The organism is Paraburkholderia sp. BL27I4N3 (assembly GCF_003386115.1).
Classification (GTDB): Bacteria; Pseudomonadota; Gammaproteobacteria; order Burkholderiales; family Burkholderiaceae; genus Paraburkholderia.
The window spans coordinates 273,114-288,569 of the sequence record NZ_QREJ01000001.1 but is presented as its reverse complement, the minus strand read 5'-3'; the positions used below and the strand labels follow the sequence as shown (position 1 = coordinate 288,569).

The window sequence follows — 15,456 nt, the reverse complement described above, 5'->3', positions numbered from 1 at the left end:
AACCAGGCGACGCTTAACTCTTTTCGTCCAGCCGCTCCTCCTGATAGCGGCTTTCCATCTCATGCAGCCTCGCGTCGACGGTCGCGAGGTCGTAGTAGCCGATCGTCTTCAGATCGCGCGCGTCCTTCAATTGACGGATCGCCGAAGGCCACGCTCCCTCGAGCGCGAACTTTTCAGCCATCGCACGATGCTGGGTCAATGCGTCGCCGGTGCCCGCGCTAGCCTGGGCAAGATACAGCCACCAGGCCGGCTGATCGGGCTGGGCACGGGTTTCTTTTCGCGCAAGCGCCTGAGCATCGGCAAAACGGTGCAAGGTCAGCAAGGTGCGGATATGCATGTCGATGGCGGCATTCGACTGTGGCCAGCGCTTCTGCGCCAGCTCGGCCAGACGCGCGGCTTCGTCGTCGCGGCCGGCGCGCCGCGCGATGTCGGCGGCCAACACGTCGAGACTCGGCGAACTGCGTGCCGTGCCGCCCTCGGCCTGCTCACCCGTCGCGAACGCGGCGCGGGACGACGCCAGCGACGCCGCCGCTTCGTCGTAACGTTCGAGCAGCATCTGCCCGTACGCAATGCCGTACCAGTTCGCCGCGACGTTGACCGCGGTGCGGTCCTCGATCTCGGAGCGCAAGCGCGAAATCTCGTCGCCGTATTCGCTGCGCGAGCGGTCCTGCAGCAGACGAGAGCGGGCCCGCACGAAACCATATTCGGCCGATTGATGCGGTTGCCGGTAAGGCGCGCGGCGCGCACGGTCCTCCATGTCGGCAATCCGTTCGCCAGTCAGCGGATGGGTGCGCGCGTACGCCGGAATGCCGGTGTCACTCATCGCGGCACGATCTAGGCGACCGAAGAAGGTCGTCATCGCGTAGGGATCGTAGCCGGCACCGGCAAGCAGCAGAAAGCCGACGCGGTCCGCCTCGTGCTCGGCGGACCGGGAGAAACGCAACTGGTTGTCGACCGCATACGCCTGGCCGCCGATCGCAATCGCGCTGCCGAGGTCGCCGCTATGCGCGAGCACGCCGGCCAGCACGCCGAACAATAGGCCCGCGAGCGCCGCGTAGCCGCTGCGCTCGCCGGTTGTGATCATGCGCGAGATGTGCCGCTGCAAGACGTGTCCCATTTCGTGACCCAGTACCGATGCCAACTCGGACTCCGTCTGCGTGGCCACGATCAGGCCGGTGTTCACGCCGATAAAACCGCCCGGCAGCGAGAAGGCGTTGATCTGCGGGTCGCGCACCGCGAACAGATCGAAGTCCGGCCGATATCCGCCGATATAGAGCGCGCTCGCCGCCGCGGCCAGTTTCGCGGCAACCGAGTTCAGATAGTCGCGCACCAGCCAGTCGTCGAGATAGTCGGGGTCGCGGCGCAGTTCGCGCATCACGCGCTCGCCGAGCTTGCGCTCGGCCTGTGGCGTAAGCGAGCCGGAACCGCCGTTGCCGAGATCGGGGAGCTGTTGCGTAACGATCGGTGTGCGCCAGTTGGTGTTCACGCCGGTGTTGCCCGAGAAGCGGCTCTGCGCGCCGCCGTACACACCGAACACGCCTTGCGCGATATCGGACGGAACGAGCGGATCGGCGTAGGCATCGGCCGGGCCGCTAACCAGCGGCGGCTCCGCGGGCAAGGTGTTGAGCGCGATGCTCGACCCGCCGGGCGATTGCGCGAACGCGCCAGGCGGTGCGGCCAGCGCGACAGACAGCAACGCAGCGAGGAACCGTTTGAGACGCATCGCGAGCTCGAGTTGACGAAGTCGAAAGCGACGCCCGCCGCTCGGACTAAGATAGCGGGCATGGGCAATTGTAATCCGCCCATGCCGCGCTGCTATGATAGGCGCCCTCTGAAGGAGCCCAACCATGCCTGAACTCACTCATTTCGACGCAGCCGGCCAGGCGCATATGGTGGACGTCGGCGGCAAGCAGGAGACCAGGCGCATCGCCGTTGCGCGTGGCTCGATTCGCATGCTGCCGGAAACCTTCGCGCTGATTCGCGACGGCAACGCCAAGAAGGGCGACGTGATCGGCATCGCGCGGATTGCCGCGATTCAAGGCTCAAAGCGCACTGCCGATCTGATTCCGCTGTGTCATCCGCTTGCGTTGACGCGCGTGAAAGTGGATTTCGAGCTCGATGACACGCTGCCGGGCGTGCATTGCACGGTTCAGGTTGAAACGCTGGGGCGAACGGGCGTGGAGATGGAAGCGCTGACTGCCGTACAGGTCGGGTTATTGACCGTGTACGACATGTGCAAGGCGGTGGATCGCGGCATGACGATCACCGATGTGCGCGTGCTGGAAAAGCACGGCGGGAAGTCGGGGGATTGGGTGGCGAGTTGACGACTGGCTGCGTCATCAACCCTCCCTTGAATCCTTGAAGCATTGAAGCGAACGTAGCGCCTCACTCCTCGTCGCTGTTGTCGTCCTCATTGACGTCGCCCGGCGGCATGCCGTAGCGCTTGACCAGTTCCGCCTTGAAACCGGCCAGCGTTTTCTGCTCGTCGCAAAGCTCGTACACGTAGCTCAGTTGCGACGGCCAGTCCTTCAGTTCCGTGGCGAAAATCTTCAGTCGTTCGACGGTATCGAGTGCCCCGGCCTGATCGCCGCTCAACGCCTGCAACACCGCATAGCGACGCAACACGGTTTCGCCCGGCAGCAGCGCCATCGCCTGTTTGTGCATGGCGAGCTTCTGTGGCAGATCCGTCGAATTCATCGGCAAAAGCGTCGCCAGACCATATTCGCCCCACGCCTGGAACAGGAACGACGGGTCCGCGCGATATTGCTCGGCGGGACGCTGGCCGTAGTACAGAACCTCGGCGCGCGCATAGTCGCGATACACCGGATACAGCGCGGCCAGCCCGCCGAACACCACCACCGCAAAGACGCCGAACGACAGCCGTGCGGGCACGAGCCGCAGCGGCCGCGTTTCCAGCAGGCCGAACACGAACATCGCCGGCAGCAGGAAGAACATGTACTGCTGCGGATATTCGACCAGCGCGTGCATGACCAGCACACCGATTAGCGCAATGCCGAATACGCGCGCTGAACTTTGTGGTGCGCGCACCACGCGCACGAGCCACGTAATCAGACCGAACAGCACGATCGCGAGGCCGATCAAACCGGTCTTCGCGAGCAGGTCGATAAAGATGTCGTGCGAATTATTGGCGATCTCGACGCCGCCGAGCGACTTCGCAAACTCGTACTGGTAGCTCGGAAATTCGCCCCAACCGACGCCCAGCAGCGGATGCGTCTTGAACATCGTCCAGCCGTATTTCCACAGCGCGAGGCGCGGCGCGATCTGTCCGGCATCCTGAAAACGTTCCGCCGCGGACTGCCCAAGCTCCAGGTGATAGTGAACGTTGGCCCAGCGGATCAGCGCGTTGATCACGAAAAACAGCACGGCGAGCGCGATCGGAATGATCCATTCGCGATTGCCGCGGCGTACCTGCGACTGATCGCGCATCTGCGCGAACGCCATCCAGAAACCTGCCACCACGATCACACCCATCTGCAGCCACGGCCCGCGCGACACGGTCAGCGCGAGGCCCACCGCGAAAATCGTCGACACGAGGAACCAGATGCTCACGGCGATCCGCCGCGTTTGCACGAGGAACAGCGCCCCCGCCATCGCAAACGCAATGTAAGTGGCGAGGTGGTTGGCCTGAGCCATGTTGCCGAACGGCCGGCGCTCGACGGCCACGTTATACGCGACCACGAGCGGCGACACGCGCACTTCGAGGTGAAACAACTGGATGACCTGGCAAAACACCGCAAACAGTCCGCCGACGATCAACGCCCCTGCCGCCCAACGCAACGCGGTCTCGTTGAGCTTGGCGCGCGTGAAGCCATAACCGGCGTGCGTCGCCATGAAGGCCGCCAGCAAATAGCCGCCGCCGAGCCAGTTCATGGAAGGTTGCGAGACCGGCAACACTACCGACTGCGCCACCAGCAACAGCCCGAACAGCAACGGCACCAGCGCGACCACCGGCGACGCGAACGTCACACGCGGCTTGGCGCTCGCCACCATCAGCACGACACCCGCCCCCGTCAGCAGATACAGGGCGAGTGCGGTGAATTCAGCGTAAAAGGTCGGAATCGGATACGTATGGTTGACAACTGCATAAGGCAGCACCAACGCGAGAGCCAACAAAATGAAAGACAGATAGCGCGCGAAAGGGGTGGGCATCGAGGAACCGGTGGGCGTCAGCAACCGGCGCACTATACAAAAAAATTCTCCTGCTGTGCGCCGGCCCGGCTGAAATATCCCAAAAATCAGCCTTTTACGTGCGGACGACTGCGGCGCCGCGCCGCTCTCCCGCGGTTATCGCGCGTTCATGTCGCATAGGTTCATGAACGGCACTCAGGCGGGGCGAGATTCGACGGCAACGTGGGCGCATCGGTCGGTGCCGGGCCTGCGCCCGGCGCCGGCAGCGAGGACGCCGCTTTGCCGCCCGCAAAACATTCCCACGTCAGCGCGCCCGCCTGCACTCCGCCCTTGCTCAACGCGACGCGCGCAGTCGGCGCATCCGCATTGTCAGGCACCGACGGCACGAGCGTGAGCGTGTTCGAACCAACGGCTGCGACGCGCGTCGTGAAGGCGACGGTGATCTGGCCGGTGTCGTCGTCGACCCGAATGGATTCGACGTTGCGGGTGGCGGGCGGCGACGCATAACCGCCACTGAACGTGTTGCCGCTCGCGGCGTTTTCAGCCACCGCCAGCCGCGCGGACGCCGCCAGCGACAGCCCCTCGCCGACGCGGCTGCGAGCCAGATAGTCCTGATACGCGGGAATCGCATAGGCCGCGATCACGCCGACGATCGCCAGCACGATCATCAGCTCGATCAGCGTGAAACCGAAACCGAGGTGTCGGCAGGCACGCGCGAGCCGCGCGGACCAGGCCGCCCGGCAAGATCGTGAGCGCGTGGCGAGCGAGGATTGGGAGTACGGGCAATAAGGCAAAGTGAAGATCATCGGCAGGCTCCTGAAACGAAAACGCCTGCCCCACGGATCGGGAACAGGCGTATCAATCGTAGCCAGCGGCGTTCGTGTCAGACAGTCAGCCGAATGGCTAACGTTGCAGCGTGGTGCGCCTCATGCCGACGCCGGAGCGCGTCTCAAGCCGCCGCGCGATGGGCGTTGCGGCGCTTGAGCAGATAACCAAGGACGACGACGAACAGCGCCCCCGCGATGCTCATGCCGTATTCGGCCAACGGCGTATCGAGGATCGGCCAGCGATCGCCTGCCGGGTCGTTGATGATCAGCCCGCCCGCAATCCAGCCCAGCAACCCGGCGCCGAGCGTGATGACGATCGGGAAGCGGTCGAGCAGTTTAAGAACCAGCTGGCTGCCCCACACGATCAACGGGATGCTCACCACCAGACCGAAGATCACCAACGCCAGACGGTGCTCGGGATCGGCCGCCTCAGCAGCGCCCGCGATCGCGATCACGTTGTCGAGGCTCATGACCGCGTCCGCGACGATGATGGTCTTGATCGCCGCCATCAGCTTGTCGGCCGGCTTGATGTTCTCATGCGGGTCGTGCGCCGGCGCCATCAGACGCACGCCGATCCACAGCAGCAACAGGCCGCCCGCGAACTTCAGCAGGGGCACATCGAGCAGGGCGACCGCGAACGCGATCAACGCCACGCGCAGCACAATCGCGCCTGCCGTGCCCCACAGCACGCCTTTCGTGCGCTGGGACGGCGGCAAATTGCGGCAGGCCAGCGCGATCACGACGGCATTATCGCCACCCAGCAGAATGTCGATGACGATGATCTGGATGACAGCGCCCCAGTGGAGCGTGGCGAAGAACTCGAGCATGTTTGAAAGAATAAGGAGAAATGCGGCGAGCGGCCAATAAAAAAGCGGAGGAGTCTGCACTCCCCCGCTTTTTGGACCGCGTGCTCACGAAAGGACTTCGTAAGCGTATCAAAAAACGCGCCGTGACAGCGCGCGAATTTCGATTTACAGCATTGCCTTCAGAAGACGCGCCATTTCCGACGGGTTCTTCGTGACCTTGATGCCGCAGGCGTCCATGATTTCCAGCTTCGCTTCAGCGGTGTCAGCACCGCCCGAGATCAGCGCGCCGGCGTGGCCCATGCGCTTGCCCGGAGGCGCCGTGACACCCGCGATGAAGCCGACCACCGGCTTCTTCATGTTGTCCTTGATCCACTCAGCCGCGTTGGCTTCGTCCGGACCGCCGATCTCGCCGATCATGATGACGGCGTCCGTTTCCGGATCGTCGTTGAACATCTTCATCACGTCGATGTGCTTCAGACCGTTGATCGGGTCGCCGCCGATACCGACCGCCGACGACTGGCCGAGGCCGATCGCCGTCAATTGGCCGACTGCTTCGTACGTCAGCGTGCCCGAACGCGACACGACGCCGATGCGGCCCTTGCGGTGGATGTGACCCGGCATGATGCCGATCTTCAGTTCGTCTGGCGTGATCGTGCCCGGGCAGTTCGGGCCGAGCAACAGTGTCTTGCGGTTTTCAGCGCGCATACGAGCCTTCAGCTCGATCATGTCACGCACGGGAATGCCTTCCGTGATACAGATCGCCAGATCCAGATCGGCTTCGACCGCTTCCCAGATGGCAGCCGCGGCGCCTGCCGGCGGAACATAAATCACCGACACGGTCGCGCCCGTTTCAGCCTTGGCTTCAGCGACGCTAGCGTAGATAGGAATGCCTTCGAAGTCTTCGCCGGCACGCTTCGGGTTCACGCCCGCAACGTACGCTTCGCGGCCGTTTGCATATTCACGGCAAGCACGCGTATGGAACTGACCGGTCTTGCCGGTGATGCCCTGCGTGATGACCTTGGTGTCTTTGTTAATCAGAATCGACATGTATTGACCTCTGTTCGTTTGGCGTCATGCGATGGCGCCGCGAGGCGGAATGTTCTCGCCCGCGTCGCTCGCACGCCGCCATTCGTAATCCTGGTTAATTCTGGCAAAAAGCCGCCGGGGGCGACGCTTACGCCTTGCCCGCAGCAGCCGCGACGACCTTCTGAGCCGCTTCTTCCATGCTGTCCGCCGCGATGATCGGCAGACCGGATTCAGCGAGCATCTTCTTGCCCAGGTCTTCGTTCGTGCCCTTCATGCGGACCACGAGCGGCACCTTCAGCGACACGGCCTTCGACGCCGCGATCACGCCTTCCGCGATCACGTCGCAGCGCATGATGCCGCCGAAAATGTTGACCAGAATCGCGGTCAGGTTCGGGTTCTTCAGCATGATCTTGAACGCTTCCGTGACCTTCTCGGTCGTGGCGCCACCGCCCACGTCCAGGAAGTTCGCCGGTTCGCCGCCGAACAGCTTGATGGTGTCCATCGTTGCCATGGCGAGGCCAGCACCGTTCACGAGGCAGCCGATGTTGCCGTCGAGCGAGATGTATGCGAGGTCGAACTTCGACGCTTCGACTTCAGCCGGATCTTCTTCGTCCAGATCGCGATACGCGACGATTTCCGGGTGACGGAACAGCGCGTTCGAATCGAAGTTGAACTTGGCGTCCAACGCGATGACCTTGCCGTCGCCGGTCAGGATCAGCGGGTTGATTTCGGCCAGCGATGCGTCGGTTTCCCAGAATGCCTTGTACAGGCCTTGCAGGATCGCGCGCGCTTGCGGCAGCGAAGCAGCGGGCACGCCGATCTTCGTGGCCAGTTCGTCGGCTTCGGCGTCTTTCAGGCCGGTTGCCGGATCGACGGCGATCTTGTGGATCAGCTCAGGCGTCTTTTCGGCGACTTCTTCGACGTCCATGCCGCCTTCGCTCGATGCCATCACGACGATCTTCTGCGACACGCGATCGATCACGAGGCCGACATACAGTTCCTTCTTGATGTCAGCGCCTTCTTCGATCAGCAGACGATTCACCTTCTGGCCTTCCGGACCGGTCTGGTGCGTGACGAGCTGCATGCCGAGGATCTGTTCCGAGTACTCGCGAACCTGATCCAGCGACTTGGCGACCTTCACGCCGCCGCCCTTGCCACGGCCACCCGCGTGGATCTGAGCCTTCACGACCCATACCGGGCCGCCGAGCTCTTCCGCGGCCTTGACCGCATCATCCACCGAGAAGACCGGCTTGCCGCGCGGTACCGCGACGCCGAATTTCCGCAGGATTTCCTTACCCTGGTACTCGTGAATCTTCATGCGTGATTCCCTTCAGTCTGAGAGTTGGATTGAACTTCGTTTCCGCTGCCGTCGTTCATGCCGGACGCGTTGCCGCCCTCGCCTGTCTGGCGGACTGCCCCGTCGCCTGACGATGCCGCGCGGTCCGCTGTATACGGAGCGCGGCCATACCAGCGCGGATAAAACTGCTGCACCGCCTCGCCGTCGAAACGCAGCGCGTGGCAGCGTCCCAGCTGGAATGGCGGTTTATCGTTGGAATGCTCGCCTGTGCTGTTAGACGATCCGTCTCCTGAACCTGCGTTCGCGCCCGGCGCACTGCCACCGGTATTCCACACTTCGCCCGCGAACGCCTGAATCGCGGCGGTCGGCAGAATTGCGCACAGCTCGGTGAGATGCGTGCAACCCGCCGTGCCACCGAGCACACGGGCAGACTCGCGACGGAAGTTTTGACGGAGATTGAGCCCGATGAGGGCACGGTAGGCGGGATTGCTGGCTTGGCACAAACCAGGATAGGGCACCCAGTCGGACGACGCCTCGGCGTCAACGACATTGAGCTTGCGATCGATGGTGATGCGAAGCCAGAGTTCATGGATCGGCTGACCCTTGGGCCGGACGCCCGACGCAAGCACTACGTCGCGCGGTTTTTCGTCAGTCAAGCACGCTTCCACATCCCACAGGCCATCGGCTCGCTCATAGGCTTCCGCTCTGATTGCGCGACGATGGCGCAACTGACGGGACACGGGCGGGGAGAGCGGCATGCGGGAAGGAAAGGCCGGATTGGAAAACCCACGAATTTTAGCATACTGGGTATTTGGGACAGGTCCGAGTGCGCACGGCCGTGCCGCGCGCGGCTGAGAGGGGAACGTGCCACCCCAAAGGGTCTTGTATGCAAACGATGGACGACGCGGCTACTCGCCGCTCCACTCCTCGTCCATTCCCTTGAGGATTTTGCCGATCGTGGCGCCCGAAAATCCGCGCGATGCCAGAAAACGCTGCTGTTTCGCCCGTTCGGCAGGCGTTTCGGGAAGCCGGCCGAACTTCTTTTGCCAGACGGCATGGGCACGGGCGAGTTCGGTTTCGCGCAATTGCGCGCTCGCCTCTTCGACAAGCGTCTGGTCGACCGAATGCTGCTTCAATTCGCCAACTATCCGGCTCGCGCCCAGTCGCGACGAGCGGCGATGAATCAGGCTTTCGGCAAAGCGCGAGTCGGACAGCCAGTTTTCGGCTTCCAGCGAGTCGAGCACGGTGTCGAGAGAATCGGTTTCCTCGACGAATGGCTTCAGCTTGCGCGCCAGTTCAGTGCGGCTGTATTCGCGGCGGGATAGATAGCCGAGCGCGCGGCCTTTTAAAGACCGTGCCGGACGTTTGGACTGTTTGGCTTCGTCTTGCCCGGGTTTCGCTTCGCCTGGGACGCGACGTGAGCGGGTGTAGGTGGTCTCGGAGGGATCCGAGCCTACGGGCGGCGGGGATTCAAACTGCGCGCGCTGCGGATTGCGGCCCGCAGCGCGGTCGTGTGCGTCGAACGATTCGAACGGATCGAACGACTCGCCGTCTTCATCACGCGGGCCGTCCGCGTGGCGTCCGGAATCGGACAACGGCCGGCCCTTGCGTATCACGTGATGGTTACTCTTCTTCGTCCGCGACTTCAGCGGCTGCGCCGGTCACGGCTTCAGCCATGGCATTCACGCCCAGCGATTCGCGGATACGATTTTCGATTTCACGAGCGATATCCGGATTTTCGCGCAGGAATTCACGCGCGTTGTCCTTGCCCTGACCGATACGTTCGCCGCTGTAGCTGTACCACGCGCCGGCCTTGTCGACGATCTTGGCTTGCACGCCCAGGTCGATGATTTCGCCCTGACGTGAAATGCCCTCGCCATACAAAATGTCGAAAATCGCTTCGCGGAACGGCGGCGCCACCTTGTTCTTCACCACCTTCACGCGCGTTTCGTTGCCGATCACTTCGTCGTTCTTCTTGATCGAACCGATACGGCGAATGTCCAGACGCACCGACGCGTAGAACTTCAACGCGTTACCGCCCGTAGTGGTTTCCGGATTGCCGAACATCACGCCGATCTTCATGCGGATCTGGTTGATGAAGATCACAAGGCAGTTCGTGCGCTTGATCGTGCCGGTGAGTTTGCGCAGCGCTTGCGACATGAGACGCGCTTGCAGACCCGGCAGCGAGTCGCCCATTTCGCCTTCGATTTCAGCCTTCGGCACGAGTGCCGCGACCGAGTCGATCACGATCATGTCGATCGAACCCGAGCGCACCAGTGCGTCGGCGATTTCGAGCGCCTGCTCGCCGGTGTCCGGCTGCGAAACCAGCAGTTCGTTCACGTTCACGCCGAGCTTGCCCGCGTACTGAATATCCAGCGCGTGTTCCGCGTCGATAAACGCTGCCGTGCCGCCGAGCTTCTGCATTTCGGCGACGACCTGCAACGTCAGCGTGGTTTTACCGGACGATTCCGGGCCATAAATTTCGACCACACGGCCACGCGGCAAACCGCCGACGCCCAACGCGATGTCGAGGCCGAGCGATCCGGTTGAGACCACCTGGATATCTTCGACCGCCTCACCTGCGCCGAGCCGCATGACCGACCCTTTGCCGAACTGCTTTTCGATCTGTGCGAGTGCGGCAGCGAGTGCCTTGCTCTTTTCAGCCGTCAGTCCAGCCGAGCCTTTCTTGCTTTCTTCCATGAATCGTCCTTTGCTATGATGAACGGCGTCTGAGGCGGATGTGCAGCCCACTTTGAAAGGACAGCACACGAAACCCAGACACTGTATAAAAAAACAGTAGTTTTGGCAAGCACGATTCTCATGCGAACGCGCATTTTTACCGTCGCGCTGCCCAACTACCCACAATAATTTTCGGAGACCGCTGTGCGCCGGGGGGACACCCGCGGTGCCGGCAAGGCCAGGCTGGCGCACCATGCGAATTCTGATTGCCGAAGACGACAGCATACTCGCGGACGGTCTGGTTCGATCACTCCGCCAATCGGCCTATGCCGTCGATCACGTAAAGAGCGGCGTCGAGGCCGATACCGCGCTGTCGATGCAATCTTTCGACCTGCTGATTCTCGATCTGGGCCTGCCGCGCATGTCCGGCCTCGAGGTGTTGCGGCGCTTGCGCGCGCGCAATTCCACCCTGCCGGTGCTGATTCTGACCGCCGCGGACAGCGTCGACGAGCGCGTCAAGGGCCTCGACTTCGGCGCCGACGACTACATGGCCAAGCCCTTCGCGCTGAACGAACTCGAAGCACGCGTGCGCGCCCTGACGCGGCGCGGCGCCGGCGGCGGCCCGACGGTCGTGCGGCACGGCTCGCTGTCGTTCGACCAGGTCGGCCGGATCGCCTATGTCAACGAGCAGGTGATCGACCTGTCGGCGCGCGAGCTGGGTTTGCTCGAAGTGCTGCTGCAGCGGATCGGCCGGCTGGTTTCGAAGGAACAACTCGTCGATCATCTATGCGAATGGGGCGAAGAAGTCAGCAATAACGCAATCGAGGTCTACGTGCACCGCCTGCGCAAGAAAATCGAGCCGAGCGGCGTGCGCATCATCACCGTGCGCGGTCTGGGCTACTGTCTTCAGAAGGCCGCGTCAGCGCCGAGCGCAAGCACGAGCGCGAACGCTACGACCGCCGCCCCGCCCGCCGAGCCCGAACCGCCCGCCGCGCCGCCGTCCGGCGCGATGCCGGCGAGCCATCACTACAAATAGAGACCGCCCATGTCCGCACGCGCAGACCGCGCTACGGCGCACGCGGCGGACCTCGACGAGGCGCGCGACGAGCGCTACGCCAACCCGTTCGCCCCGCCCGACGAAACCGAAGCCGCCGCCGAGGCGCGCCCGCGCTCGCTGTTCGGCGAGATTCTCGACTGGATGCTGGCGCCGCTGCTGCTGCTTTGGCCGATGAGTCTCGCGGTCACCTATCTGGTCGCCAAGTCGATCGCGAACGGCCCGTTCGACCGCGCGCTGGAAACGGACGCCTACGTGCTGGCCCGCCAGATTCATCCGGTGAACGGCGTGGCGGAACTGACGCTGCCCGACTCCACGCGCGACTTTCTGCGCGCGGACAATGTCGACAGTGTGTTCTATCAGGTGCTCGGCACGCGCGGCGAACTGGTGGGCGGCGAGCGCGACATGCCGCTGCCGCACGAGGAAGACCGCCCGCAGCCGGGTCTCGTCGAATTTCGTGACGATGTGCTGCGCGGCAACGACATCCGCGTCGCCTACACGACTGTGGAATTTCCGCAGACGCCCGGCGCGCAGCCCGTGCTGGTGCAGGTCGCCGAAACGCTCGACAAACGCAGCCAGCTCGCCAACGACATCATCAAAGGCGTGATCTTGCCGCAGTTCGTGATTCTGCCGCTCGCGATCCTGCTGGTGTGGTTCGGGCTCTCGCGCGGGCTCGCGCCGCTGCACGCGCTACAGGCGCATATCCGCGCGCGCCGCCCGGACGACCTGTCGCCGCTCGAGGCGCGGCGCGCGCCGCCGGAAATCGAGCCGCTCGTGACCTCGTTCAACGATCTGCTGACGCGTCTCGAACAGAACATGGAGCTGCAAAAACGCTTTATCGCCGACGCCGCGCATCAGATGAAGACCCCGCTTGCCGGCTTGCGCACGCAGGCCGAGCTGGCGCTGCGTCAGGACGCCTCCGCGGAGGTGCATCGCTCGCTTGAGCAGATCGCCACCAGCTCGGAGCACGCCGCGCGGCTCGTCACGCAACTGCTGGCGCTGGCGCGCGCGGAGAACCGCATGTCGGGTCAGATTTTCACACCGGTCGAAGTGACGGAGGTCGCGCGCAGTGCAGTGCGCGACTGGGTTCAGGCCGCGCTCGCCAAGCAGATGGATCTGGGCTACGAAGCGCCTGAAGAACCGGTCGAAGTGAACGGCAATCCGGTTATGTTGCGCGAAATGCTTTCGAATCTGATCGACAACGCGATCCGCTATACGCCGCCGGGCGGCCGCATCACCGTCAGAGTGCGGCACGACGCGGCGGCGCGGCTCGTGCATCTGGAAGTCGAGGATACCGGCCTCGGCATTCCGGTCGCCGAGCGTTCGCGGGTGATCGAGCGCTTCTACCGGATTCTCGGCCGCGAAGGCGACGGCAGCGGCCTCGGACTCGCGATCGTCCGCGAGATCGCGACCATGCACGGCGGCGAGCTGACGATCGACGACAACGTCTATCAAACTTCGCCGCGGCTTGCCGGCACGCTCGTACGCGTCAGTTTGCACGTGCACGAACGGGCCGGGACTTACCCTAACGCGACCTGAATGCGTCGATTCGCCGACTCAATAATGAGATACGTTGGGTGTAAATTGGGCCAGTTTGGCGCCAGATAGGCGCGTGTTGGGCGAAAACCCACAACACAGACCAGGCCTGCAAATTCACCCCGCCACGTCAGTACGCCGTAAGTTTCCACTCCAATAATCGGTTTCACGGGAACGCCGTTACCGGCGAACCGCGTGCATATCAATATTGGAGACGACATATGGCTACCGTTGGCGGGCAAATCTCGCACGTGCCGATGACGCGCGAAGAGAAGCGGGTGATCTTCGCATCGTCGCTGGGTACGGTTTTCGAGTGGTACGACTTCTATCTGGCCGGCTCGCTGGCGGCCTTCATCAGCAAGAGCTTCTTCTCCGGCGTCAATCCGACAGCTGCCTTCATCTTCACGCTGCTCAGCTTCGCGGCCGGCTTCGCGGTCCGGCCGTTCGGCGCGATCGTGTTCGGGAGGCTCGGCGATATGGTCGGGCGCAAGTACACGTTCCTCGTGACGATCGTGATCATGGGCTTGTCGACGTTCCTGGTCGGCTTCCTGCCGGGTTACGCGTCGATCGGCTTTGCATCGCCCGTGATCTTCATCGCGATGCGGATGCTGCAAGGCCTCGCGCTCGGCGGCGAGTATGGCGGCGCCGCCACCTACGTGGCCGAACATGCGCCGCCGGGACGCCGCGGCTTCTACACGGCATGGATCCAGACCACCGCCACGCTCGGCCTGTTCCTGTCGCTGCTGGTGATTCTCGGAGTGCGCACGGCAATGGGCGAGGATGCATTCGGCGCCTGGGGCTGGCGCATTCCGTTCGTCGTCTCGATCCTTCTGCTGGCCGTGTCGGTGTGGATTCGTTTGCAACTGCACGAATCGCCGGTGTTCGAGCGCATCAAGTCCGAAGGCAAGACCTCCAAGGCGCCGTTGACCGAAGCCTTCGGCCAGTGGAAGAATCTGAAGATCGTGATTCTCGCGCTGATCGGCCTCACCGCCGGCCAGGCCGTGGTCTGGTACACGGGCCAGTTCTACACGCTGTTCTTCCTGACGCAGACGCTGAAAGTGGATGGCAGCAGCGCCAACATCATGATCGCGATCGCGCTCCTGATCGGCACGCCGTTCTTCCTGTTCTTCGGCTCGCTGTCGGATCGTATCGGCCGCAAGCCGATCATCATGGCCGGCCTGCTGATCGCCGCGTGCACGTACTTCCCGCTGTTCAAGGCGCTCGCGCATTACACCAATCCAGCACTGGAAGCGGCGACCGCGAAGGCGCCGATCGTCGTGATCGCGAATCCGGACGAGTGCTCGTTCCAGTTCAACCCGGTCGGCACCGCGAAGTTCACGAGTTCCTGCGACATCGCCAAGAGCGCGCTCTCGAAGGCCGGTTTGAACTACGAGAACGTCGCCGCGCCGGCGGGCACGCTGGCGGAGATCAAGGTCGGCGATACGGTGATCAACACGTATGACGGCAAGGCTGCGGACGCCAAGGATCAAGGCAAGACGTTCGACAAGACTCTCGCGACGACGCTGAAGACCGCCGGTTATGCGCCGAAGGCCGATCCCACGCAGATCAACTGGCCAATGACCGTGGTGATTCTGACGATCATGATGATTTACGTGACGATGGTCTACGGCCCGATCGCGGCGATGCTGGTGGAGATGTTCCCGACGCGCATCCGCTATACGTCGATGTCGCTGCCGTATCACATCGGCAATGGCTGGTTCGGCGGCTTCCTGCCGGCCACCGCCTTTGCGATCGTGGCGGCGAAGGGCAATATCTTTTCGGGGCTGTGGTATCCGATCGTGATCGCGCTCGTCACCTTCGTGATCGGCATGCTGTTTGTCCGGGAAACCAAGGACTCGGATATCTACGCGAAAGATTGACGCGTCTGATGGACGTGACAGCTTCTTGAAAAAGTTGTGCACCGGGGGTTGACAGCCTCCGGTGCCGTCCGCATAATCTCGCTTCTTTCGGCGAATTAGCTCAGTTGGTTAGAGCGACGGAATCATAATCCGCAGGTCCGGGGTTCGAGTCCCTGATTCGCCACCAGTTGCAAGAAAAAGCCGCTGATCCGCAAGGTTCAGC

At 63.1% G+C, this 15,456-nt stretch carries 13 protein-coding genes and 1 tRNA gene; 5 read left to right on the top strand and 9 right to left on the bottom strand.

Annotation, left to right across the window (positions count from 1 at the left end):
- Positions 1-13: 13 nt before the first annotated feature.
- Positions 14-1,723: a M48 family metalloprotease gene (locus tag B0G71_RS01325; RefSeq protein WP_116139236.1), complete on the bottom strand. Its 1,710-nt coding sequence runs from the start codon at positions 1,721-1,723 to the stop codon at positions 14-16.
- A 124-nt stretch (positions 1,724-1,847) separates the two neighbouring features.
- On the opposite strand from B0G71_RS01325, the gene moaC reads away from it, so the two are divergent.
- Complete coding sequence (gene moaC, locus B0G71_RS01320; protein ID WP_116139234.1) at positions 1,848-2,324, top strand: cyclic pyranopterin monophosphate synthase MoaC; 477 nt, start codon at positions 1,848-1,850, stop codon at positions 2,322-2,324.
- A 61-nt stretch (positions 2,325-2,385) separates the two neighbouring features.
- Here the strand turns inward: moaC and B0G71_RS01315 are convergent, their stop codons facing one another.
- The 8 genes from B0G71_RS01315 to recA all read right to left on the bottom strand — a co-directional run bounded on the left by B0G71_RS01315 (position 2,386) and on the right by recA (position 10,805).
- Positions 2,386-4,170, bottom strand: coding sequence for a Wzy polymerase domain-containing protein (locus tag B0G71_RS01315; protein WP_116148256.1), 1,785 nt, complete (start codon positions 4,168-4,170; stop codon positions 2,386-2,388).
- A gap of 161 nt (positions 4,171-4,331) precedes the next feature.
- Positions 4,332-4,955: a pilin gene (locus B0G71_RS01310; protein ID WP_116139232.1), complete on the bottom strand. Its 624-nt coding sequence runs from the start codon at positions 4,953-4,955 to the stop codon at positions 4,332-4,334.
- Between the two features lie 143 nt (positions 4,956-5,098).
- Positions 5,099-5,803, bottom strand: coding sequence for a TerC family protein (locus B0G71_RS01305; RefSeq protein WP_106284071.1), 705 nt, complete (start codon positions 5,801-5,803; stop codon positions 5,099-5,101).
- 144 nt (positions 5,804-5,947) lie between these two features.
- Positions 5,948-6,829 carry a succinate--CoA ligase subunit alpha gene (gene sucD / locus B0G71_RS01300; RefSeq protein ID WP_091799342.1) on the bottom strand — a complete coding sequence of 294 codons (882 nt, stop codon included), beginning with the start codon at positions 6,827-6,829 and terminating at the stop codon, positions 5,948-5,950.
- A 127-nt stretch (positions 6,830-6,956) separates the two neighbouring features.
- Positions 6,957-8,126: an ADP-forming succinate--CoA ligase subunit beta gene (gene sucC / locus B0G71_RS01295; protein WP_012434252.1), complete on the bottom strand. Its 1,170-nt coding sequence runs from the start codon at positions 8,124-8,126 to the stop codon at positions 6,957-6,959.
- Positions 8,123-8,863: a DUF2889 domain-containing protein gene (locus B0G71_RS01290; protein ID WP_116139230.1), complete on the bottom strand. Its 741-nt coding sequence runs from the start codon at positions 8,861-8,863 to the stop codon at positions 8,123-8,125. Before B0G71_RS01290 ends, sucC begins: the two co-directional genes overlap by 4 nt.
- Positions 8,864-9,013: 150 nt before the next feature.
- Positions 9,014-9,721: a recombination regulator RecX gene (gene recX, locus B0G71_RS01285; RefSeq protein ID WP_116139228.1), complete on the bottom strand. Its 708-nt coding sequence runs from the start codon at positions 9,719-9,721 to the stop codon at positions 9,014-9,016.
- 7 nt (positions 9,722-9,728) lie between these two features.
- Positions 9,729-10,805, bottom strand: a complete 1,077-nt coding sequence (gene recA, locus B0G71_RS01280; RefSeq protein WP_012434255.1) for a recombinase RecA — start codon at positions 10,803-10,805, stop codon at positions 9,729-9,731.
- 232 nt (positions 10,806-11,037) lie between these two features.
- On the opposite strand from recA, the gene B0G71_RS01275 reads away from it, so the two are divergent.
- The 4 genes from B0G71_RS01275 to B0G71_RS01260 all read left to right on the top strand — a co-directional run bounded on the left by B0G71_RS01275 (position 11,038) and on the right by B0G71_RS01260 (position 15,420).
- On the top strand, positions 11,038-11,820 hold the full coding sequence (locus tag B0G71_RS01275; protein WP_116139226.1) for a response regulator transcription factor: 783 nt from the start codon (positions 11,038-11,040) through the stop codon (positions 11,818-11,820).
- Positions 11,821-11,829: 9 nt separating this feature from the next.
- Entirely contained in the window at positions 11,830-13,377 is a 1,548-nt protein-coding gene (locus B0G71_RS01270) for a sensor histidine kinase (protein ID WP_116118234.1), read from the top strand.
- Between the two features lie 218 nt (positions 13,378-13,595).
- A complete protein-coding gene (locus B0G71_RS01265; RefSeq protein ID WP_116139224.1) occupies positions 13,596-15,254 on the top strand; it encodes an MFS transporter in 1,659 nt (552 codons plus the stop codon).
- An 89-nt stretch (positions 15,255-15,343) separates the two neighbouring features.
- Positions 15,344-15,420 (top strand) — tRNA-Met (locus B0G71_RS01260).
- Positions 15,421-15,456 lie beyond the last annotated feature (36 nt).